At 33.0% G+C, this 22355-nt stretch carries 22 protein-coding genes; 8 read left to right on the top strand and 14 right to left on the bottom strand.

Annotated features, from left to right (window positions below; all coding sequences use genetic code 11):
* Window positions 1-14: 14 nt before the first annotated feature.
* Both gatA and Spiro2_RS04040 read right to left on the bottom strand, forming a co-directional pair.
* Window positions 15-1496, bottom strand: a complete 1482-nt coding sequence (gene gatA / locus Spiro2_RS04045; RefSeq protein WP_338637228.1) for an Asp-tRNA(Asn)/Glu-tRNA(Gln) amidotransferase subunit GatA — start codon at window positions 1494-1496, stop codon at window positions 15-17.
* 17 nt (window positions 1497-1513) lie between these two features.
* Window positions 1514-1855 (bottom strand): Asp-tRNA(Asn)/Glu-tRNA(Gln) amidotransferase subunit GatC, encoded by a 342-nt coding sequence (locus Spiro2_RS04040; protein WP_338637227.1) that lies wholly within the window; start codon window positions 1853-1855, stop codon window positions 1514-1516.
* 122 nt (window positions 1856-1977) lie between these two features.
* On the opposite strand from Spiro2_RS04040, the gene cmk reads away from it, so the two are divergent.
* Window positions 1978-2649, top strand: a complete 672-nt coding sequence (gene cmk, locus Spiro2_RS04035) for a (d)CMP kinase (protein ID WP_338637225.1) — start codon at window positions 1978-1980, stop codon at window positions 2647-2649.
* 48 nt (window positions 2650-2697) lie between these two features.
* Here the strand turns inward: cmk and Spiro2_RS04030 are convergent, their stop codons facing one another.
* The 4 genes from Spiro2_RS04030 to Spiro2_RS04015 are packed head-to-tail and all read right to left on the bottom strand — an operon-like array spanning window position 2698 to window position 6943.
* Complete coding sequence (locus Spiro2_RS04030) at window positions 2698-4059, bottom strand: competence/damage-inducible protein A (RefSeq protein ID WP_338637223.1); 1362 nt, start codon at window positions 4057-4059, stop codon at window positions 2698-2700.
* Between the two features lie 28 nt (window positions 4060-4087).
* Window positions 4088-5242 (bottom strand): N-acetylglucosamine-6-phosphate deacetylase, encoded by a 1155-nt coding sequence (gene nagA / locus Spiro2_RS04025; RefSeq protein WP_338637221.1) that lies wholly within the window; start codon window positions 5240-5242, stop codon window positions 4088-4090.
* A gap of 31 nt (window positions 5243-5273) precedes the next feature.
* Window positions 5274-6170 carry a BadF/BadG/BcrA/BcrD ATPase family protein gene (locus Spiro2_RS04020; RefSeq protein ID WP_338637220.1) on the bottom strand — a complete coding sequence of 299 codons (897 nt, stop codon included), beginning with the start codon at window positions 6168-6170 and terminating at the stop codon, window positions 5274-5276.
* Between the two features lie 2 nt (window positions 6171-6172).
* Window positions 6173-6943 carry a carbonic anhydrase gene (locus Spiro2_RS04015; protein ID WP_338637219.1) on the bottom strand — a complete coding sequence of 257 codons (771 nt, stop codon included), beginning with the start codon at window positions 6941-6943 and terminating at the stop codon, window positions 6173-6175.
* Window positions 6944-7108: 165 nt separating this feature from the next.
* Here Spiro2_RS04015 and Spiro2_RS04010 point away from each other — a divergent pair, with 165 nt between their 5' ends.
* Window positions 7109-7768 carry a shikimate kinase gene (locus Spiro2_RS04010; protein ID WP_338637217.1) on the top strand — a complete coding sequence of 220 codons (660 nt, stop codon included), beginning with the start codon at window positions 7109-7111 and terminating at the stop codon, window positions 7766-7768.
* Between the two features lie 414 nt (window positions 7769-8182).
* Window positions 8183-8497 carry a hypothetical protein gene (locus tag Spiro2_RS04005; RefSeq protein WP_338637216.1) on the top strand — a complete coding sequence of 105 codons (315 nt, stop codon included), beginning with the start codon at window positions 8183-8185 and terminating at the stop codon, window positions 8495-8497.
* A 54-nt stretch (window positions 8498-8551) separates the two neighbouring features.
* Here Spiro2_RS04005 and Spiro2_RS04000 read toward each other — a convergent pair whose 3' ends face one another.
* The gene (locus tag Spiro2_RS04000; RefSeq protein WP_338637214.1) at window positions 8552-9265 is read right to left on the bottom strand and encodes a hypothetical protein; all 714 of its coding nucleotides are present in this window, start codon (window positions 9263-9265) and stop codon (window positions 8552-8554) included.
* Window positions 9266-9361: 96 nt separating this feature from the next.
* Entirely contained in the window at window positions 9362-9634 is a 273-nt protein-coding gene (locus tag Spiro2_RS03995; RefSeq protein ID WP_338637213.1) for a hypothetical protein, read from the bottom strand.
* Window positions 9635-9872: 238 nt separating this feature from the next.
* On the opposite strand from Spiro2_RS03995, the gene Spiro2_RS03990 reads away from it, so the two are divergent.
* The 3 genes from Spiro2_RS03990 (at window position 9873) to Spiro2_RS03980 (ending at window position 13034) form a co-directional block, all read left to right on the top strand.
* Window positions 9873-11726, top strand: coding sequence for a ricin-type beta-trefoil lectin domain protein (locus Spiro2_RS03990; RefSeq protein ID WP_338637212.1), 1854 nt, complete (start codon window positions 9873-9875; stop codon window positions 11724-11726).
* A gap of 265 nt (window positions 11727-11991) precedes the next feature.
* Window positions 11992-12402 (top strand): hypothetical protein, encoded by a 411-nt coding sequence (locus Spiro2_RS03985; RefSeq protein ID WP_338634792.1) that lies wholly within the window; start codon window positions 11992-11994, stop codon window positions 12400-12402.
* Window positions 12336-13034, top strand: coding sequence for an IS630 family transposase (locus Spiro2_RS03980; protein ID WP_338637753.1), 699 nt, complete (start codon window positions 12336-12338; stop codon window positions 13032-13034). Before Spiro2_RS03985 ends, Spiro2_RS03980 begins: the two co-directional genes overlap by 67 nt.
* Here Spiro2_RS03980 and Spiro2_RS03975 read toward each other — a convergent pair.
* From Spiro2_RS03975 to ppdK, 6 genes are all read right to left on the bottom strand, one after another.
* A complete protein-coding gene (locus Spiro2_RS03975) occupies window positions 13026-14426 on the bottom strand; it encodes a sigma-54-dependent transcriptional regulator (RefSeq protein ID WP_338637211.1) in 1401 nt (466 codons plus the stop codon). The two genes, Spiro2_RS03980 and Spiro2_RS03975, sit on opposite strands and share 9 nt — an antisense overlap.
* A gap of 61 nt (window positions 14427-14487) precedes the next feature.
* Entirely contained in the window at window positions 14488-14667 is a 180-nt protein-coding gene (locus Spiro2_RS03970) for a hypothetical protein (protein ID WP_338637209.1), read from the bottom strand.
* Window positions 14668-14678: 11 nt separating this feature from the next.
* Window positions 14679-16586 carry a ferrous iron transport protein B gene (feoB, locus tag Spiro2_RS03965; protein ID WP_338637208.1) on the bottom strand — a complete coding sequence of 636 codons (1908 nt, stop codon included), beginning with the start codon at window positions 16584-16586 and terminating at the stop codon, window positions 14679-14681.
* 1 nt (window position 16587) lies between these two features.
* On the bottom strand, window positions 16588-16929 hold the full coding sequence (locus tag Spiro2_RS03960) for a FeoA family protein (RefSeq protein ID WP_338637206.1): 342 nt from the start codon (window positions 16927-16929) through the stop codon (window positions 16588-16590).
* A 229-nt stretch (window positions 16930-17158) separates the two neighbouring features.
* Window positions 17159-18487 carry a sugar MFS transporter gene (locus Spiro2_RS03955; protein WP_338637205.1) on the bottom strand — a complete coding sequence of 443 codons (1329 nt, stop codon included), beginning with the start codon at window positions 18485-18487 and terminating at the stop codon, window positions 17159-17161.
* A 215-nt stretch (window positions 18488-18702) separates the two neighbouring features.
* A complete protein-coding gene (gene ppdK / locus Spiro2_RS03950; RefSeq protein WP_338637204.1) occupies window positions 18703-21369 on the bottom strand; it encodes a pyruvate, phosphate dikinase in 2667 nt (888 codons plus the stop codon).
* Between the two features lie 447 nt (window positions 21370-21816).
* Between ppdK and Spiro2_RS03945 the strand changes: the two genes are divergently transcribed.
* Window positions 21817-22011, top strand: a complete 195-nt coding sequence (locus Spiro2_RS03945; RefSeq protein WP_338637203.1) for a hypothetical protein — start codon at window positions 21817-21819, stop codon at window positions 22009-22011.
* A 96-nt stretch (window positions 22012-22107) separates the two neighbouring features.
* Complete coding sequence (locus Spiro2_RS03940) at window positions 22108-22347, top strand: hypothetical protein (RefSeq protein WP_338637202.1); 240 nt, start codon at window positions 22108-22110, stop codon at window positions 22345-22347.
* Window positions 22348-22355 lie beyond the last annotated feature (8 nt).

The raw sequence follows: 22355 nt of genomic DNA, 5'->3' as shown, positions 1-22355 counted from the left end.
CCTTTCAAAAGGACTTATAGTAAACGAGTTGTACCAACCAAATTTTTATTTTCTAGCGCTGCAGCAAATGCGATAAGATTTGCATCACTCCCTTTTTTCGCCATAAATTGCAGACCAACAGGAAGCGTGCCTGTTGCAACGTTTGCAGGCACAGATATTGCAGGCACTCCTATTAAATTGGCAGGAATTGTAAATATATCATACAGATACTCTTTAATTGGATCAAAAGCATTGATTCCAAAATGAAAAGCACTCGCCGGTGAGGTTGGAAGGTAAATAAAATCAACCTCTTTAAATACAGAATCAAATTGGTGCGCCATCAAATCACGCACAGTTTGTGCTTTTCCATAAAAAGCATCGTAAAAGCCTGCACTCAAAGAAAATGTTCCAAGCATAATACGACGTTTTACTTCATGACCAAAACCTTCTGCGCGCGTTTTGCAATACAAATCAAAAAGGTCGTTTGTATTTTGCGCGCGATGCCCATAACGAATTCCATCAAAACGGGATAAGTTTGTTGAAGCTTCTGCGCAAGCAATTAAATAATAAACACTCAACGTGTGTTCAAGAGAAGGAATTTCAATATCAACAAAGGTAACACCATGCTTTTTTAAATTTTCTTCTAACTGCAAAAACTCTTGCATGACGTTATCATCAACACCTTCTTTTAATACGCTTCGCAAAACTCCTATTTTCTTACCTTTTAACTCATAAGTTTCTTTAGAAGACGCATAGCTTCCCGTAAGACTTGTTGCATCGCGTGGATCCTCGTGAGCCATCACACGCATCATGAGATCGAGATCGCCCATTGTTCTTGCAAAAGGAGAAATTTGATCGAGACTTGAGCCAAACGCAACCAAACCATAACGAGAAACTCGACCATAGGTTGGTTTGAGTCCATATATTCCACAAAATCCTGCAGGTTGCCGCACACTGCCTCCGGTGTCAGAGCCCAGTGCGATGGGTCCAAAACCTGCTGCACAGGCTACAGCTGAACCACCACTCGAACCACCACTCACCCGTGACACATCATGTGGATTTTTGACCACGCCATGACAACTGTGTTCGTTTGAAGATCCCATTGCGAATTCATCCATATTTGCTGTTGCAATAAAGATTGCTCCAGCTTTTTCAAAAGAATTGACAACAGTTGCATTAAATTGTCCTGTATATCCTTTTAAAATTTTAGAAGCGCATTCTACAGGAAAATTAATTTTTTGAATATTTTCTTTAAGAATAATTGGAACACCATACAAGCACTGTTCATTATTTACTTTTTGCGCTTCAAGCTGCTTCGCGCGCTCAAAAGCATGTTCTTTTTGAATGCTTGTTAACGCATTGAGTTCTGGATTCATTTTTTCAATGTGATTAAAAAGCTTTGTTAAATACTCTGAAATTGAGGTTTTACCGCTTTTAAACTGTTTAACAAGCTCAATAGCAGAATGTTCTTTAAATTGAGAAGTGTATTCTGAAGCAAATTTATTTTTGAAAGTCATAGCGAGAAACCTATTATTTAAGTAGAAGGAGCAAGAATTGCAGGAACACGGATAAATACCCCTTCTCGTTCTGGCGCTTGACTGAGAAATGTTTGAGAAGACAATTCGTTGTTAACTCGATCAGAACGTAAACGCGACATGGAATCGTCGTCGTCATTTGCAACAGCCTTAGTCATAACAAGAGCCGATCGCGCATCTCCCGCAAAATCTTCGGGCAAAGGAAGCTGCGACAATGCTTTAAAAGCATCCATAATTTTAGCCAATTCTTCTTGGTAGACTGACACTTCTTCTTCTGTAAGATACAATCGAGCTAGTTCAGCGATACGCTTTACAGTTTCTCGGGAAAATTCTTCTTTCATCACGAAAAAATCCTTTCAACGCCTTAGAATAGAACAAATTGACAAAGTAATCTGACAGAAGCATTGAATCAACTATCAAATGCAATTAAGGATAAAATGACTCATACTAAATGGAGACACTTATGAGAATTGCTATATCTGGACACAGCGGTTGCGGAAACACAACAGCCACAACTAATGTTGGAAAAGCCCTACAACTCAAAATAGTTAATTACACATTTCGAGATTTAGCGCGAGATCTTTGTATCAACTTTGAAGAGCTTCATAAAGAAGCGTCTTCAAACCTAATATATGATTACTTGACAGACCTCACTTTGATAAGAAATGCGATTTCTAATGAAAACATTGTAATCGGGACAAGACTTGCAGCGTGGCTGATGGATGCTGAACTCAGAATTTGGCTTCAGGCACCTTTAGAAGCTAGGGCTTCACGTATCAATCGCAGAGAAACGGAAAAACAATCCAGTTATGAGCAAGTCCTATACAAAACCCTAAAGCGCGATGAACAAAATCGCAAACGCTACTTGAGACTTTATGGTCTTGATATAGAAGATCATAGTGATTTTGATATTACAATTAACACAGAAAAACTAACCGCAGATCAAGTATCTAGTCTTATTGTTGCTGCGGCAAAATGGGCAAAGAAAAGTCAATTAGAACGTAAAAATTTACATTTATTGCGTATTCAAGAAATTATTGCCGAAAATTTACAAATTCCAATTGAAGCAGTGCAAAACCCTAAATACGAAATCGACATTATTGATATTTATAATAAAATTAAAAAAGTAAAATAAGTTTATATAAAAAAATTACACCGTGATTTAGATTTAATCGTTATTATTTTAGGTAATTATTTTTGCAAAAGAACACAATAAATACAAAACAGCCCGAAGTTGCTGAATTTCTCTTGCATGCCGCTTATTATATTTTAAAAAATAACTAAACACAACAGAATCTAAACCACTAATAGAATTTTGCTTATCCCATAAAAAATTTTTTAAATACTCTTCAATAATTGGTTTAGATTTTAGTTTATCTCTTGACATAGCTATAGCTAAATAAAAACCTTCAAAAGGATAATCTTTCTGTACAATGTTATCTTGTGGAAAACCAAATTCTGCTAAGCAATAATCTGCATTTGTTTGGAGTAATGTTTGTGAAGCTAAATAATTAATATAATTTAATGGATTTTCGTATTTTTTATTAAAAATATTTTCTGGAATTTTAAGTAAATTTGTAGTTAAATAACTATTATTAACTGCTATTGCACCAGAAAAAAAAGATTCATCAGAACTTAATACACTCAATTCTTTGCTTAAAAAGCCTGCGCATGAGGTTTCTGCAAACGAAATTTTTTCTTTATTTTCTAGTAACTTTGCAATTATAAATGCAGCAACTTTTTTCTCATCACTATAAAGAATATTTTCACCAAACGATTTTTGTACTTCGGGAATAAAATTATTTTTTAAATAATTTTGGCATTCCTCTGTTTGTAAAAGGTTAGTTGGATATAAAGAAACAGAATAAGTGACATAGTTAGGATGGGCTTGATAAGAAATTGTAGAATTAGGGAAATGATGTAACAAAGATGTTTCGGCCTGATTGATGGCACTTTGCATAAAAGATTCACCTAAATTAAATACCTGCCAGCTTAATGTCATTGGATTAATTGTATTTTTAACTAAATTTGGCAAAACATAATTTAAAAACATTGCCTCCATTTCATAAGGGACTCCTGGCAAACTATAAACTGTTACTTTTCTACCAAATTTTTCGCCAGAAGTTACAAAACCACAAGCAGTACCAAATTTATTTGCAATTAACTCACAATTTTTTGGTAATTGCGCTTGTTTTTTGTTACTTTCAGGAATGGAATTACGTCCCGACTTTATAAAAAAATCAACGCATGCATCCCATGCTTCTTGATTGAATAAAAGTGGCAATGAAAAAAACTTAGCAACAACTTCTGCTGTTAAATCATCACTTGTTGGGCCAAGTCCACCTGTCATTAAAATGATATCGCATTTTTCTGCGAGATAATTTAAACAATCAAGTAAATCCTTTTCATTATCGCCACACATCATCGATGCGCGCACAGAAATTCCTGCTTTTCTAAAATGCATTCCCATAAATGGGCCATTTGTGTCTTTTGTTTTAGCAGATAATACTTCGTTACCTGTAATTAATATACCAGCTGAAATCATAATAATAGGCTCCTAAAACAAAAAAATATTATCCGTTACACAATACACCGTTCTGGATGACTTGTCGTAACTTATAATTATTACTATCAAGTATAAGTAAATCGGCATCAAATTCTGGAAGAATTCGACCTTTTTTTAACTTAGCATTTTTTCCATCAATTTTAAGACATTGTGCAGCATTGGTAGAGGCCATTTGCAAAGCTTCTTCTAACGAAACTAATTTATTTTTTAAAATGTTTAAAAATGCGTCATATACTGTTAAAGAAGATCCTGCTAAAGTTCCATTTGAATCTACGTAACAATTATTTTTTACAAAAATTTGATTTTTTCCAATTGAAAACATTGAGGCATTAGTTCCAACAGGCGACATTGCATCAGAGACTAAAATAAATTTACGGATATTCTTTGCACTAAATGCTAAATTTAAAGAATTAAATGCGACATGAAACCCATCTGCAATAATACTGCACCACGCTTCTTTATTTAACAGAGCTGCACCAACCACTCCTGGTTCACGACTTGCTAAAGGAGAACAAGCATTAAACAAATGTGTAACACCTCTCACTCCATTTTTAAAAGCATGTTGCATTTGTACATATGTTGCATTAGTATGTCCAGCAAAAACAATATATTTTTTTTGCTGTAAATTTTTAATTATATTTTCTGGAACCACTTCAGGAGCAAGAGTAATTAATTTAATATTTGCTTTTAAATCAAATAATAAATTTAATTCTTTTTCTGTGGGAGTTCTTATATATTCTGCTGGATGAATGCCTTTTTTTTCTATATTTAAATAAGGCCCTTCTAAATGAACTCCTAAAATACCAGGAATTTTTTTTTGTATGACTTCTGTAATAGCATTTAAAACATTTGGTAATTTAGAATATTCATCTGTGATAAAGGTAGGTAATATTGAGGTTGTCCCATATTTTCGGTGTGTTTCCATAATTTTTTGCACTGCATTTGATGTCGGAGTTTCATTAAAAAAAACACCTCCACCACCATTAACCTGAATATCTATAAAGCCTGGACAAACAATATTATTTTTAGCATTAAGTATTTTATAATTTTTATTGGGTTTTTTAGAAGAAATAGTTTTTATTTTATTATTACTAATATAAATGTTTTTATTTGTATAAAACTTTTCGCCATCAAATATTTTTGCATTTGTAATACAAAGCATATAGTTTCTCTTTTATAAATTTAAAACAAATTTAACATTGTTTAAATTGCTGCTTGATCATCAAAAGAGCACCATCGCAAGAATCACCTTGAGGTGTCACAAGTCGTCTTACTAAAGATGGGCGCAAAAAACCAATCACAAATGGCACAACACCACCAACCAACGCATACGGCAAATTATTTTTATTCGTTTTTTCTGTCTTTTCTAAAGCCAAAAAAATTTTCTCAATATGTTTTGCTGCACATTTTAAAATATTGATAGCAAATGCATCACGCTTTTGCGCGTAGTAAAACACATCGCGTGCAATTTCAGCATATTGAGTTGCATTTGCATAACAAGCCCATTGATTAATCACTTCTGTTTTATTGCCTAACTTTTTTTTCAAATAATTTAGCAAAGGCGTTGTTTTTGCCCGTCCATCACAAAATTGCAAAAGAGTTCGAATTGTTTCGAGCCCAATCCATGCTGCACCACCTTCGTCCCCGTGCGGAAAGCCCCATCCTCCAACCTGTAATTTTTGTTGTTTTTTTATTTTTAATCCAACAACTCCAGTGCCTACAATTATGACAGCGCCTGGCTTTCCGCCATGAGCTCCAAAACATGCAATATCGGCATCAGAGTGAACTTCTAATGTTTGACATAATGAATAATGAAATGCAGAAAGAAATTCTTCTCGCGCTGTTTGCACTTCAAAACCCGCTAATCCCATACCAATATGCAACCTAATATTTTTTTGCGATTTTAAATTTGCCTTTACAAGCGCTTGTTCTAGTGCGTCATAAATTGACGCACACGTAACTTCAATTGACAATCGCACATTACCTGGTCCAGATACGCTTTCTGCAAGCAAATTCCCTTGAGCATCTTCTAGCCTTAAGCGTGTTTTGCTTCCGCCTCCATCGATTCCAATAAAATAATTATTTTGCATATTTAGCTTTTTTCCTCAATATGTCTACTAAATAAAGGCTGCGTGGGACGCGCGTTAATTGGAAATAATTTTCTAAACTGTTTAACTTGCTCATAGGAAATTTCTATTTTTTCTTTTAAAATGTACCACTCCACCATTTCCAAACAAGGTGGCGTGGTGAGCGATCCTTTATAAGTATAATACTTTGTCGATGCAGGAAGAAAGTCTATAGGATTAATTGTAATATAAGGTAATGAAGTTTCTGTTCCTTTTGCTAAGGGCAAGTTTTTAAGCAACGCTTTTAATGCGGTATTATTTTTTCCGCTTTCAATAAGAACTGCAATGATAAGCAAAGAGCCATCTTCTTTTTTATTGACAAAATGCAGTTCCATATCAGAAGCCTTTTGTCCAATAAAATGTTCACTTGGTGTATGAAAATGAAACTGCATTAATTCAGACTTTACCCCACCAATTTTAACATAACTTCCTTTTGGATAATTAATCTGTGCCGTTTTGCCATTATTTTGAATTTTTAAGGGAACACTTTGGTAAAAAAACTCGATTTTAGGCAATTCTTCATTTTTTTTTGCATCAGAATCCCGTATTTCAATTGGTGACTGCTGCCGCCCAATGACACAGATCGTGAGTTCTTCACCCACCTTTGCCCAATATGCAGGACCTTCTGTTCCTTCATAATCCCAGCCATAGTTTTGTGCATAAACGATATTATGATAAGGAAAATTAATGTTATTAATAATAAAAAATAAAGTTAATAAGATGTAAAAATACAACATAAATTTAAATTCCTGTTGGAACATCATGCACTCAAACGGCAAATGACTTTGACTAGACGAATAAATAAGATTTATTTACAATTATCTTACTTTTAGTTTACAAATGATTTCTTTGATGAGCAAATCTTTAGAGGTCTTCTCATTGAATACAAAATGAGGACTAGGATGACAAAATATTGGGCAAAAAGATTTAAAAATATTATCCTTACCGGAATGCCTGCTAGCGGTAAAACAACCTTTGGCAAAATCTATGCACAGCATAGCGGAAGGCTTTTCTTAGATTTTGATAGCTATATAGAAAGCACAACAAAAAAATCTATTTCGCAACTTTTCCTTGAAGAAGGCGAACCGGGTTTTCGCGCTATTGAAGAAAAAATTTTAAATAAACTCGAAAGACGTCATAATTTTGTCATTGCAATGGGCGGAGGAACACTACTCAAACCGAACAACATTGCATTTGCACGTAAGCTTGGCTTGCTTGTGACATTAGAAGCATCGCCGCAAGAACTCTCGAAAAGAATTTTTTCTGACAAGGAACTCCGTCCTGTATTTGTGCAATTGCAAACACTTGAAGAGATTTCACAAAAAGTGGAAGAACTTTTAGAACAACGTGCAAATTTTTATGAACAGTCTGATGTTGTCATTAACACCACCTACAACACACTCGATGCGATGAAGTTGCATTTAGAATTGATTGAACGTAGAGCTGGCAACCGTGATTATATGTCTGATATCTATCATATAATGACTAAAAAAATTCGTAAAACGAGCAAATGGACAGAAAAAGAAGAGGCAGTAGAAATAGAGGATCAACAGAACTTTTGAATTTAAACTTCCCTCAAACTTATGAGAGTTTTTTTGCACCAATGTTATTTTATTTTTTTATAAGCATTTAATATTTTTAAATTTTTTTAATATGTAAAAAACATTGCTACAGACTTAGACGGCAACTCGTTCTTTAAGTATATTAAGGTTATTGTTGCACTTGAGATAGTTTTCCGCCATGTAGGTGGTTGAGAAAATGTTAAATATTGTTCTGTGACATGAACAAACGTTTTCCGCCATGTAGGCGGTTGAGAAATATGCAAAGATGATAACGCGTTTTGAGTAAGAATTCAAAGATGATATCAATAGAGATGTGCAAACGGCTATAATGCTAAAAGATTATATAATTGTCGTTCATATTTTTAGAAAGATGCAATTTATGAAAAGCTATTTTGAAAATATGTGATGTGTAACATGGGAACAGCTAGAAAAATAGTGAAAAAAGAATATAAATTAGTAAAACATGATTCAGATTTTGAATTAAAAAAGAAATGGACTAGAATTAAAGATATATTTACAAACAATAAAAATGTTTTAATCACTGTAGTAAGTTCATTCAGAGAAAAAAACAATATCGGTGTAAACGAGTTCTGTAAAAACATCGATATGACATCAAGACAATATCTCAGACTCATGGATAATAGTGAAAATATAACATTAATGACTATAGCCGAAATTGCTGAATTTATGAACTGTGATTTAGAGATTAGTTTTAAAAAAAGAAAATAACTGCTTATATATATTCATATAGAATAAATAAATTAACCTCTATTTGTGTGTATATCAATTCTTAATCAAGAATTTACTAACAAAAAAATCATGAGAAATTTTAGACATTTTTAAAATTGTATCCCAGATCAATTTCTCTGTTTTTTCATAATTTTTTAGTTTTTCGTGATGAAAAACTCTATTTCTATTTGACCTAATATTGTTTAAATTATCTCTAATTTTATTAATTTTCATATTATATTCAGGAGACCCTATATCTTTAAATTCAAGTTTTAGTTCCTTAAATACTTTTATATATAATCCTTTATTACCTAATATGTTTATAAATGGTTTGCCCATTAATGCAGTCCAAAAACCAAAAGTTAAGCTTGCTATAATATCACCTTCAATTATATTTCGTGAATTTTTTTTAGCTGTACTTAATGAATTATCATAAGCTTTTATTACTTCATCTTTAAAGAAATCGTATAGATCTTTTTTTTCATTTGTCTGTGTTGTTTTTTGTAACGAAGAAAAAGTTTCTATTAATAGAGGATTTCCATTTTTAAATTCTAATAACCAATTTTTTTCTTCTAAAATATCAGCAACAGCAACATGTACTTTATTTCTAAAAATAACTTCAATGATATGCAACGCTGGATAAATTTGTTGGCTTTTTTGTATGATTTCTATATAGTTTTCTATAATTATATTTGATTCGTTTTTATAGCTCGAAAGCCTTGGTTCTGATATACATTCAATAATCTCGTCAAATTCCTTTTGTTCCATTTCTTAATTTTTCCTTGACTTTTTTAAAAAATATGCGATACTATAAGTGCAGTCCCACGGTAGGCTTCGCAAGAGGGCTCGTGGGCATTTTTTTGTTTAAAATAGCGGACTAGTTGGCTTTGTTTTTTCAATAATGTCTTGTAGTTCCTTGTTATTTTTAAAAAATATTCGAATCTCTCCGCTACCATATTTTATAAATGACACCCGACAATTATAGCCAAGCTGTTGTTTTAATTGACATTCAAGTTCTATCGCACGTTCAAAGTTAACCACTTGATTTGTTAATAAATTTTGCTTTTTATTAAGCAATATTTTTTTTCTTTGTTTTTTAAATAACTTAGGTTTACTACCTAATCCTTCTTTTGCCATGCGCTGAACTTCTGTGCGCAAGAGTTTAAAAGAATTTTTCTCACATTGAGCCCTCTTTGCCGCAAAACCATTGATGAGAACTCGTCTTGAAAAGAGAAACTCACATTCAGCTCCCCACCCCACATGACACACGCAAAAAAATAAATCTTTAATTTTATACCACTACAAAAAATAGTTAAAGATGAATATAATCAAAATTTTTATGGCAACATGGTAAATTTTATTGCGGAGGTTAATTGTGAGTCTTAAAAATTCTTGCGGTTTATTAATTTTTTTATGTTTTTTATTTGTTCTAAACCTTAAATCTATAAACATTTATGCAGTCAATTCTCGCCCCGTACCTAAAGTTGTTTATCGCGCAACACCAGAAAAACCAGACGAAGTGTTTAAAAATGGTTTTTCACGTCCCCGAAACGGGCATACTAATTTGGCGCTTCACATAGAAAACGAAAGCGGCGATCCATCAACCGCAATGATTAGCACAACGTCGAGTTTAGACTATGCAGTTTACTACGCGGCACAATATGCACGTACTTATTGGAATGTAGAAGAATATTATATTTATGAAATTATCCCACAAAGTAACTTTATTGATGTCACTGCAACCTATGAAAGAACCCTACAAGAAACAAGACATCCCGGCCGCAGAGCGGGATTAGAATCGTTAAGATGGCACTTTACTCGTGAATACGAATACACTGCACTTTATTTTATTTCTCCTGTAACAATATTGTCTGCAACGCGGTATGTGTTAAATCATGAAATAAGCACCTACGCCCCCGAAGAAACCATCCAAAATTTAAATGCCCAAACAAACAATATGCCAACTGTTTATCCTAATATTTATCCATTAGGTACCGTTGATGGATTGGATTATCCGCTTGTTAATACTGGCTGTGTACTTAATGCAAACTATTCTGGAAAACTTTATCTTTTTAATACAGGAGTACCGCCGTATCCCACTACCACCTTACCTTCAAGCCGCCCAAAAAGAGAAATGCCTTCTGCACTTCACACATGCTTTGCAAACTCTTTTCATAACAAAATAGACACTAAATTTAACACTAAATTTCCAATTAAAATTGAAGTAAAAAATATTTTTGATGAAAAATACTGCCTCACAACATTTCCATACAATAATGTTAGAATTGCTAAATGCTCAGAATCTCACAATTGGTATTTTACGGAATTTGGACAACTTATTGCAGAAGCGAAAGATGAACACAATGAGCAATATTATTGTTTAACAGAGGCCGAAGGAAATAATACCAATAGTTTTATTAAAATGCAATTATGCGACTTATCTGAAAAAAAACAATTATGGAAAGTTGAATTTACAAAACACGATCAAGTTTTTATAAAATCATCTTCAAATAAAATTCTTCATGCACATGAAAATTCATATAAAACCGCATATGTAAGAGTAAAGCCAAATAAAAATATATTATCTCTTAATAATTTAGCTGTTTTAAAATCAAATCAAACTGAGCCTTTTATTCAGTTTTCTATTGATAATTTGTTGTCAATAAACGGTGAAGTCATTTATCCAACTGAGCAGGGCTATATTTATGCAGTTAAGCCACCTGACGCATTTAAAAGAAAAAAAACTTATTATAATGCCCATAACAATATTTTATTCTCAACTTTTGAAAATTCTTCTGATTCATCCGCAGTCTGTTATGTTTCATCATTAATAGAAGCAGGAGGCAGTTCTTGGGGATGGGTAAAAAATCATCACTGCTCTACAAAATCAATATCTAATAATAGTTTTAAATGGATTTTACATAGAAATGATAATGATAATGGATATGCGATTTCAGACATTGGCGCTAATTTGTTAAGAGTTAATAAAAATTCTACATTAAATAAAAACTATGTCTACACTGCAAACAATCACGGATATTATGACGACAGTAACTTTGTTCAAGAATTTTTATTTAATGCTCCTGCACAAATTTTTGCTGATAGAGTGTCAAAAATTGACAATGATTATCAAACCAACTCAACCAAACTCATTAGCGCCTTTAATGGATTAAGAAACTATTATTATAATTTAATATTTCCTATTATTTACAAAATTGATGTTCATTAAAAATTATAATAACTTTTTAAAATTTAGCCAAAATTAATTTATTGTTATTCTATGTTTTTAAGAAATCATTAATATTTTTAATTTTTCTTGTAATGTACTTCTTGCAACTCCAAGAATTTGTGCACTCTTATACGCCGTCCACTAAGTTTGTTGGCAACATAGATAACCAAAAATAAATATTTATACGGAAATTGATGAATATTGAAAACAGGATATGCTGCAGTTAACATTCGTACTTTCTTTTATAAAAGGACACTGCAGCACAATGAATAATGTACAACAACTTATGGATGATTTAAAGAGAATACCTCAAAATAAATTAAGTTTTAATCTTTTACGTCGATTATTTATAATTTTTTTATATTCCGTAGGATTTTCTGAAAAAAAGATTGAAACTTTATTATGCCTTTCAAGAGGACGGGCAAATTATTGGGTTTCAAACTATAAGAATAATGGTATTTATTTTTTACTTGATAAACCACGTTCTGGTCGTCCATCCTTTGTAAATAAAGAAGAAGTTGAAATTTTAAAAACTGAAATCATTCAATTAAATTCTGAATTTAATGAGGAAAAAGTTGTTCATGCCCAAATAATAAATAGTATTATAGAATCCAAAACGAAATTAAAAAAAAATTTAGTAAAAGTGGGTTATACAAGTTCCTTCAAAGAACATTAATAAGAAGAGTTGTTCCAAGAACAAAGCATATAAAAAATGACCCAGAAAAAATGGCCGAATGGATTAAAGATTTACCAAATAAAATTAATGAAATTAAAGTAAAAAATCCAGGAAAAAAAATAAACATAGATTTTCAAGATGAATCACGATTTGGACAAATGACAATAAAATCTGGTATTTGGAGTCCTTTCCCAATCAGACCAGAATTTAAAACTCAAATGGGTTATTTAAACTCATGGATTTATGCTACTGCTAACAAAGATACGGGCAAATATTTTGGAATGATATTACCAAATTTAAATGTTGAAAACATGCAAATTTTTATCAATGAGTACTCCAAGACCGTACCTAAGAATGAGCATATTATTATGATACTAGATGGAGCTAGTGCACATAAAAGCAAAAAATTAATTTTACCCCAAAATATATCATTTATTTTTTTACCTTCATTTTCTCCAGAGTTAAATCCAATTGAAAGGTTATGGAGTTATTTTAAAAGGAATCACTTATCATTTAAAATTTATAAAGATTATGAAGATCTCGTTCAAAAATGCTCTAGTGGTTGGAATCAATTAACACAAAAAATTGTCAAGTCAATTATGAATTCAAAACCTAAGGCAAGCTTATGTTAAAAACTTAGTGGACGGCGTATTAGAAATATTAATATTTTTAGGGTTAATAATTTTTAAATATTCAATTAGTAATTGATCAGATAATTTTTTAAAATCTACAAACTCCCCAAGAGAATTTTTTATTGAAAGTTTAATAAAATCATTTTGATCAATTTCTTTTGTAAATTCTTTCTCTCCCATTTTGTCGTTTAAAAGTATGCGCTCTGGAATACCCATGGGCGATAAAATTTTATCTGTTTGATGCTCTGTCATTGCTCGCAAACAGTTTCTAAGTTCTCTTACATTGCCTTCACTCCATGAAATTTGACACAAAACATTCATGGCAGTTTTATCAATTGTATATGGTCCTCCTCGCATTGTTTTACAAAAATAATTTATGATTTCTGGAATTTCATTTTTTCGATGCCGAAGTGGTTTTAAAATTATTTCAGTTTCTCGAAGCCGTTGCCAAAGATCATTACGAAATTTTCCTTCTTCGACTCTTTTTAAAAGAGGAATATTTGACGCAGCAATAAACCTCACATTTATTTTTCGAGAAAATGATTCACCAATTCTTGTAATTTCTTGATTTTCGAGAACACGTAGCATCGCCACTTGCGCATTTTCAGATAAACTTGCAACCTCATCTAAAAAAAGCCACCCTCCAGATGCCGATTCTAACAATCCAAATTTGTGCGCCAGTGCTCCAGTAAATGCGCCTTTGGCATATCCAAATAGCTCACTTTCTAGCAAAGATGGCGCAATACTCCCACAATTTAATTTTACAAAAGGAATATCTTTTACATAGTTTTGAAATAATTCTACAATAACTTCTTTTCCTGTTCCTGAATCGCCTTCTACATAAACAGAGCTAATTGCCGAATCAACAATATAAGGAATCCGATGACTTACTTTTTGTATTGTTTCGCCAGGATAAGGACAATAAAACTCTTTATTGTCCTTATCGTCTATAATTAGTCCTCTTTTTTTAAATATAAAATTTCTCACAAGTAACATTTTTTCAACTATATTATAAACATCATTTTTTTTAGAAATAAATTCATCAGCACCCATTCTTAAACTTAATAAAACAGAATCAGGATCATCTAAATTTGAGCTCATTAAAATGATAATATTTTGAAAATTTTTTTTTAATTCATTAACCACAGACAATCCTGTTTGCGCACGATTATCAGATAAATAAATATCTAATATTGCAAAATCAATTTTTTTTAATTTGCTAATTTGTTGCTTAAAGTCAGGCAAAGAAGAAAATGAATAAATTTTAAAAGACAAGCCCAAAGAATTATTTTTAATTTTTCTCGCTAAACTTTTAAGCTCTAAGGGATCATCATCCAAATGAACAACCACAAATTCATGAAAATGCCCAACAGGAAATTTTTTTAAGTTCATAATTTGCTCAAAAAATAAATAATTGTAAAATTTATTTTATTTCGAGCAAAATGTTAAAAACTTAATGGTATTTTTTTGCCAAAGCAGAACTTACCGGGCAGCTTTGGCATGCTCCAGAGCAGTGCACAGCTTTAGTTGTTGATTTGTTGTTTTTTTGATTTATTAAACTTAAAAATTTCCATTTGTATAACAAATACCCAACAGCCCATAAAACTAAAAAATAAACAATATACTGTTGCATCTGTTAATTCCTTAAACAAAAATCTTTGTAATATGAAACACAGCAAACGAGACAAAATACGCTAACGCTAACATGTAAAAAAACATCACTGTTGGCCAAACCCATGAGTTTGTTTCGCGTTTTGTGACAGCTAACGTTGAGGCGCACTGCGGAGCAAAAATATACCATGCTAAAAAAGCCAGTGCTGTGGGCAGCCCCCAAGATTGCGATATCGCAACTTGCAAACCTTGCTGCACCGCATCTTCACTGCCGCTTATGGCATACACAGTTCCTAATGCTGCTACCGCCACTTCGCGAGCTGCCATGCCAGGTATCAACGCAATTGCAATTTGCCAATTAAATCCGATAGGTGAAAGTATTGGTTCTATAAACTTACCAATTATACCAGCAAATGAATAATCAATCGCAGGGCCTATCGCGTTTTCGGGGGGTTTTGGATAGCTACTTAAAAACCAAATGATAATCATAAGTGCAAGAATAATTGTTCCTGCTCTTCTTAAAAAGACAACAACTCGCTCAAACAAGCCAAATAAAACATTAGGAATATTTGGTAAATTATAGGTTGGTAATTCCATTAATAAAGGATGAATATCTCCCTTAAATAATAATTTCTTAAAAATAAAAGCGACTATCAATGCTCCTAAGACTCCTGCTACATAAAGCCCAAGCATCACTAAACCCTGTAAATTAATAAATCCCCAATAGGTTACAGAAGGCACAAATGCAGCTATAATTAATGTATAAACAGGCAAACGCGCAGAGCAGGTCATTAATGGTGCAATCAAAATAGTAATTAGCCTATCACGGCGATTTTCAATCGTTCTGGTAGACATAATACCAGGAATCGCACAAGCAAAACTTGATAATAAAGGAATAAATGCTTTACCATGAAGACCGACTCCTCCCATAATTTTGTCCATTAAAAATGCAGCGCGCGCCATATAACCAGAATCTTCTAAAATTAAAATAAAGAAAAATAACGTCACTATTTGTGGGATAAATACCAATACACCGCCAACACCAGCAATAATACCTTCAGAAATTAAACTCAGTAAAACGCCCTCTGGCATGACTGTGGTTAGCCAATTTTGTAATAGGGCAAAGCCAGATTCAATCAGTTCTTGAGGATAAGTAGGAAGAATAAAAACAGCTTGAAACACCAAAAACAAAATAATAAATAAGCTAAAAATACCCAAAACAGGATGAAGTAAAATATTGTCAAGCCTTTGAGTCCATTTTGAAACAACACCTTGTTTTCTTTTTGCTAAGCATAAAATTCGTTCGACTTCTTTATGGTACGCTCGTACTTCTTGCGCCAAAGGCTCTTGCCATATTAATTTCATGGCATTTAATGCTGCTCGGTTTTGCGATGTATTTGTGTTGTCAAACTTTTCAAACTCATGTTCGACTGCTTGCATCAATTCAGCAATACCATTTTTCTTAATTGCAACTGTTGGTATCACTGGGACACCAATTTCTTTAGATAAAATATTTAAGTCAATATCGTATCCACGTTTTTCTGCAATATCCATCATATTTAATGCTAAAATGAGTGGTTTGCCAATTTTTTTAAGTTCTAAAACAAGTCGCAATCCCAAATGAATATTTGTTGCATCTGCAACACACACAATTGCATCGGGAATAGATTCATCAATAAACCTTCCTAACACAACATCTCTTGTCACCGCCTCATCAGGGCTCCGCGCTCTCAAACTGTAGGTTCCAGGCAAATCTAATATACGAACTTTTTGTCCTTTTTGCGCAACAAAAACGCCCTCTCTTTTTTCGACAGTGACTCCAGCATAATTTGCAACTTTTTGACGACTACCTGTAAGAGCATTAAATAATGCCGTTTTTCCACAATTTGGATTACCTACTAAAGCAATTCGAGGAGAAAAAAGCGTCCGTGTATTATTCATCTTAAGCTATCTTTCTAACTAAAATTGCTTCTGCTTCTTGACGGCGAATAGCAATGAGTGAGCACGATCTGATTAAAACAGCAATGGGATCTTTTTTAATAAAGCCTTCATGCTGTAAAGAAATTTCTGTGCCTTCAACAAATCCAATCTCCAGCAAGCGTCTTTCTAACTCGCCCTGCGGAAGTGTTGTTGAAAAAGACAAATGCTCTTCCGTAACTTGAACGACGCGGGCTTTTTCACCTTTTTTTAATTGTGCAAGAGGAATAACCGTTTCTACATTTTGTTTTTCTACTACATTCAAAGAGGAGTGCGAAAAAACAACGGAATTAAATTTATAAAACATTAAAAATAACCTTGAAATAAATTTGACAAATATGACAAGACAGCAAATCATGCCATCTTTAATTAAAAGCTACCACTACTGATAACGATAATCAATATCCTATAACCGATTTTCACTGCAGAAAACTAGAAACACCGGCTCACTTAGCTGTATTTTACAAATTATAAAACAAAACTTTTTAATTTGATGATTGCCAATACGTTAACCGGCAAAGAAAGAAAGGAGAATATCAATGCTTTAAAGACACTTCGGATTTCACTTTCATTGCAAACCAAGCAATGTAAAGGTAACACAGTAACGGCACAAAATAACTTGCATTTAAACTTAAATTATCTGCAATTATACCTTGCAGCATAGGAATAACAGCACCACCAACAATTGCCATACAAATAATTCCGGAACCTTTTTCAACAAACTTGCCTAAGCCTTGTGTACTTAATACAAAAATTGAAGGAAACATAATAGAATTAAAAAAACCAACTGCAAGAACACAAACTATCGCAAAATAACCGCTACCAAATATTGTACAAGTAACTAAAAACAACGCCATAATAGCATGGAAAAAAAGAATTTTATGAGTTGGTTTTTTAAGTGCAAAATAAAAACCAATAAAACGCCCAACCATTGCAGCACCCCAGTAAAGAGTGACTAAAAAACCGGCCGTTTTCAGATCAAAATTACCAACGTGTGATTGTGAAATATAATTCACCATGAGACTCCCAATTCCAACCTCTGCACCGACATATACAAAAATTGCAATAGTACCCAAAACCAATTTAGGATAATTAAAAATATTAAATTTTTCTATGGATGCAGCATCTTGAATTTGATGTTTCGCTTTTACAGTTCTTTCTTGCACACGGTCTTTTGGATATTTAAAAAAAGACATTATAATTGCAATTAAAATAGCGGAGCATGCTAAATATAAATATGGTTTTTGCACAGAATAAGCTTGAGCAACGTGATAGTTTGCAATTTCTTGTTGAGACATATTTTGCAACACATCAGCAGGCAAAACAGCAACTGCAAGAATGAGACTTGAACCAAGAATTGGAGCTAATGTGGTCCCTAATGAATTTAAACCTTGCGCAAAAATTAAGGTACTTGACGCATTTTTAGGGGTACTAATTATAGTTAAATAAGGATTTGAAGCCACTTGTAAAGTAACAACACCAGAAGCTAAAACAAACAATCCACAAAGAAAAACATAATAAATAGCAATTTTTGCAGCAAACACAAAAGAAAAACAACCAATTGCAGTTAATAATAGTCCTACTATAAAACTGTTCTTATAACCAATTTTAGTAATTAGTTTACTTGCTGGTAAAGAAAAAACAAAATAAGCACCAAAAAAAAGCAGGTTTATTAACATTGACTCTGTGTAACTTAATGCAAAAACTTCTTTTAAATGAGGAATTAAAATATCATTTAAACAGGTTATAAAGCCAAATAAAAAAAATAACGTTGAAACAACACCAATGGCAAGCCTATTTCCCTGGCTACTGTTTAACTCCTGATACCCAGCTGGCTGTGAGTATTTTACTGCGTTGTTAGCCATTTATAAACCTCATTAAAATAAATTAAAGGATACCTCTGAGCAAAACCCTACCCCTAATAACATAAAATTAAGAGAAATAAAAAAATGATTTAAAAAATTTATAAAAACAAAAGTTATTAATATTGCAAAAACTCACTTATACTAGCAAATTGAAATATATTCGCTTTAATTCATAGCAATTTATCTAATTTTTTAATATCTATAAAATTTACAAATCAATTTAAAGCTGTATTTAAAACATTTATATTATTTTGTTGCTGAAAGTAACCGTGAAGTTCTGTGTTATTTTGCACACCTATTTGAATTGCCGATTGCGCAGCAGCCAACATAGCAACAGGAATACGAAATGGGGAACAGCTCACATAATGCAATCCTAGCAAATGAAAAAATGCGACGCTCGTTGGATCTCCTCCATGCTCTCCACAAATACCAAGCTTTAAATTTGGATTCGCAGATAGACCTTCCATACAAGCAATTTCAATTAGTTTTCCAACTCCTAATTGATCAAGAATCGCAAAAGGATCTTCAGGAATAATGCCTTCATTTTTATAAACCTTAAGAAAAGACGTCGAATCATCGCGACTAAAACCATAAGTAGTTTGGGTGAGATCGTTTGTACCAAAACTAAAAAAATCGGCATAACGCGCAATGCTTTTTGCGGTTAGCGCCGCTCTAGGCACTTCAATCATTGTTCCAAATGGCAAATTGGGCGCTATTTTCATGAGTCTTTGTTTTAACCACAACAACTCTTCTGCGGCACCAACAAGTGGAATCATGATTTCAGGAAATACTTTTTTACTTAATAATTTGCATTCTGCAACAGCCTCAACAATTGCTTGCACTTGCATTTCATAAATTTCGGGGTGCGAAATTCCTAACCGACATCCCCTATGCCCAAGCATTGGGTTTGCTTCTTTTAAACTACGCACTCTATGTTTAATTTCATCAATAGAAAGGCTTAACTGGTTTGATAAGGTCATCATATCTTTATCAGTAAGTGGTAAAAATTCGTGCAATGGAGGATCTAACAATCTAATTGTGACTTCCTTGCCTTCCATCGCACTCAAAATATTTACAAAATCATCTCGCTGAAAAGGCAACAACTTCACTAGCGCCTCTTTTCTTTCTAACGAGTTTTTTGCCAAAATCATTTGGCGAACAATAGGGAGTCGTGCTTCATGAAAAAACATATGCTCTGTTCGACATAGCCCGATTCCCTCTGCCCCAAAGCTTTTTGCATACTGCGCATCGCGGGGAGAATCAGCATTGGCTCTAACCTTTAATGTACGAAACTCTTTGGACCAATCCATAAAGGTTAGAAACTCAGGACTCATTTCGGCATCCTGCGTTTCAACTTTGCCAAGCATCACTTCACCTGAAGAGCCATCTAAAGTAAGCCAATCTCCTTCAAATACCTCAATGTTAGAGACGCTAAAAAATCGGTTTATTGCAGAAATATTCAAAACAGAACACCCAGCAATACAGCATTTGCCCATTTGCCTTGCAACAACTGCGGCATGAGAGGTCATCCCTCCTCGTGCCGTTAAAAAACCTTCAGCAACATACATCCCACCAATGTCCTCTGGAGATGTTTCATCTCTTATTAAAATGACTTTTTCACCACGCGCAGCCCAGCTTTCTGCATCAAGCGCCGAAAAAACAGCTCTTCCTGAAACTGCGCCAGGTGATGCTGGCAAACCTTTTGCAATAATGTGTTTATGCGCCCTCGGATCAAGAGTAGGATGCAGTAATTTTTCTAAATCATGTGGTTTGATCTTTAGTAAGGCTTCTTGTTTTGTGATTATGCCTTCTTTGGCAAAATCGATTGCAATTTTTAAAGCGGCTTGAGTTGTGCGTTTGGCATTTCTTGTTTGCAGGATAAACAACTTTCCCGATTGAATTGTAAACTCAATATCTTGAACATCTTTGTAATGCAGTTCTAGTTTGTGTCTTACATCTTCTAACTGACTAAAAACTTTTGGCATTTCTTCTTGCAATAGCTCAAGATTTTTTGGGGTACGAATCCCTGCCACAACATCTTCTCCCTGAGCGTTTGTGAGGTATTCTCCGTAAAAAATATTTTCACCTGTGGAGGGATCACGCGTAAAACACACCCCAGTCCCTGATTCATTGCCTAAATTCCCAAAAACCATGGCACAAATATTAACAGCCGTACCCCAATCATCAGAAATATTATGAATTTCTCGATATTTCTTTGCCCGGGCACAATTCCAGCTTTTAAATACAGCGCCAATAGCTGTCCATAGTTGCTCCATCGGGTCTTGTGGAAAAGGAGATCCCACCTCATTTTGATAAACATCTAAGTAATGGCTTATTAACTGTTTATAATCTTCGAGTTGTAAGTCAGAATCCTCCAAATAGCCTTTTTGTCTTTTAAGCGATTCAAAAATATATTCCATGCGATGAGGTTCTATATTTTTTACAACTTGTGAGTACATTTGAATCAATCTACGGTAGGAATCATATGCAAACTTTGGATTATTGAATTTTTTGGCTAATGCATCAACGTTGCTAGAATTTATTCCTAAATTAAGCACTGTGTCCATCATACCTGGCATTGAAACTCTTGCTCCAGAGCGCACACTGACAAGCAGTGGATTAAGAGCGTCCCCATATTCTAAGCACATAGTTTCTTCTATTTTTTTTAACGCTTGGTAAATTTCCTTTTGCACGGTTTCATGAATTTTCTCGCCGTTTTTTAAATACTGGAGACAGACCTGAGTTGAAATCGTAAATCCAGGCGGAACTGGCAAGCGAAGCAAAGTCATCTCTGCTAAATTTGCTCCTTTTCCACCAAGCTCTGCTTTCATTGTGGCATTGCCTTCAGCCAATCCATCACCAAAAAAGTAAACGTTTTTCATAAGGCATCTCCTAATAAAATTCTGGCACGCAATTTAGCTACGAAATGACATTTGAAACTAATAAGTTATAACTGATCTTTATTTAAATGTAAATAAAACAATTAAAATATTTAAACTGTATAATACTTAAACAGTATTGTAACAGTACACAAAACTTCTAATAAAAAAGGGGTTTTAAACCATTATTTAAAAATCAAAGTATTCTTATCAAATTTTTTTACAAAATTAAACCTTATAATTATAAATACTTAAAATAAATTGCACAAAATATCAGCTATTGCTTGTAACTCTCAATAAATTTTATTAGCTCAATTTATAAGCAACTGGTGCATTGCTTTTAGACACTGCCATTTCAGCGTTGTTTTAAGTAACTGTTATTACTAGTAGCAAAGTTGGCATACAATGTGCTTTAAAAAAATTGAACACTTTTTATAAGGGATAAAGACCATGGGTGATGTGATTGACTTCTTCTCCAAAAAAACCATTAAAGACAATAAATTACAAGATAACCAAACAGTTACAGAAGCTTACAAAATTCCATTTGACGTTCAAGTACAGCGCAATAAAGCAAATCAAGAAAGGCTGCGCAAAGAAAGAGAACAGGCAAATAAAAACGTAATTAAAAGCTACCGAATTAAATAATTTGATTATTTCAAGATAATTTAAACTATTTTAACTTTTCTTGAAATAATTATTAAATTTTATTTTGATTCTTAACCAGAGAGTGAATTATAAAAAATGAGTATAGAACACAAACACAAAAATGTAATTGATTTTCAATTTTATAAAAATCTCAAAGAATCTAAAAATAAAAAACATATTGATAATATTTTAAAAAACAAATTACCTTACAATTGTTTGGCTTACAAAGATGAACAAGAAGTACAAACAAGAATGCAAAATATAAATTTGAGCGTTAAACGCATCAATTCTTTAATATTTGAACTCAATAATAGTCAAAAAAAACCTCACAATTAAAATTCTAT

Origin of the sequence: Spirobacillus cienkowskii (genome assembly GCF_037081835.1) — a bacterium.
In the GTDB taxonomy this organism is placed as follows: domain Bacteria; phylum Bdellovibrionota_B; class Oligoflexia; order Silvanigrellales; family Silvanigrellaceae; genus Silvanigrella; species Silvanigrella cienkowskii.
Note: the sequence above shows the minus strand (reverse complement) of the source record. Positions and strands in the feature narration are given on the sequence as shown.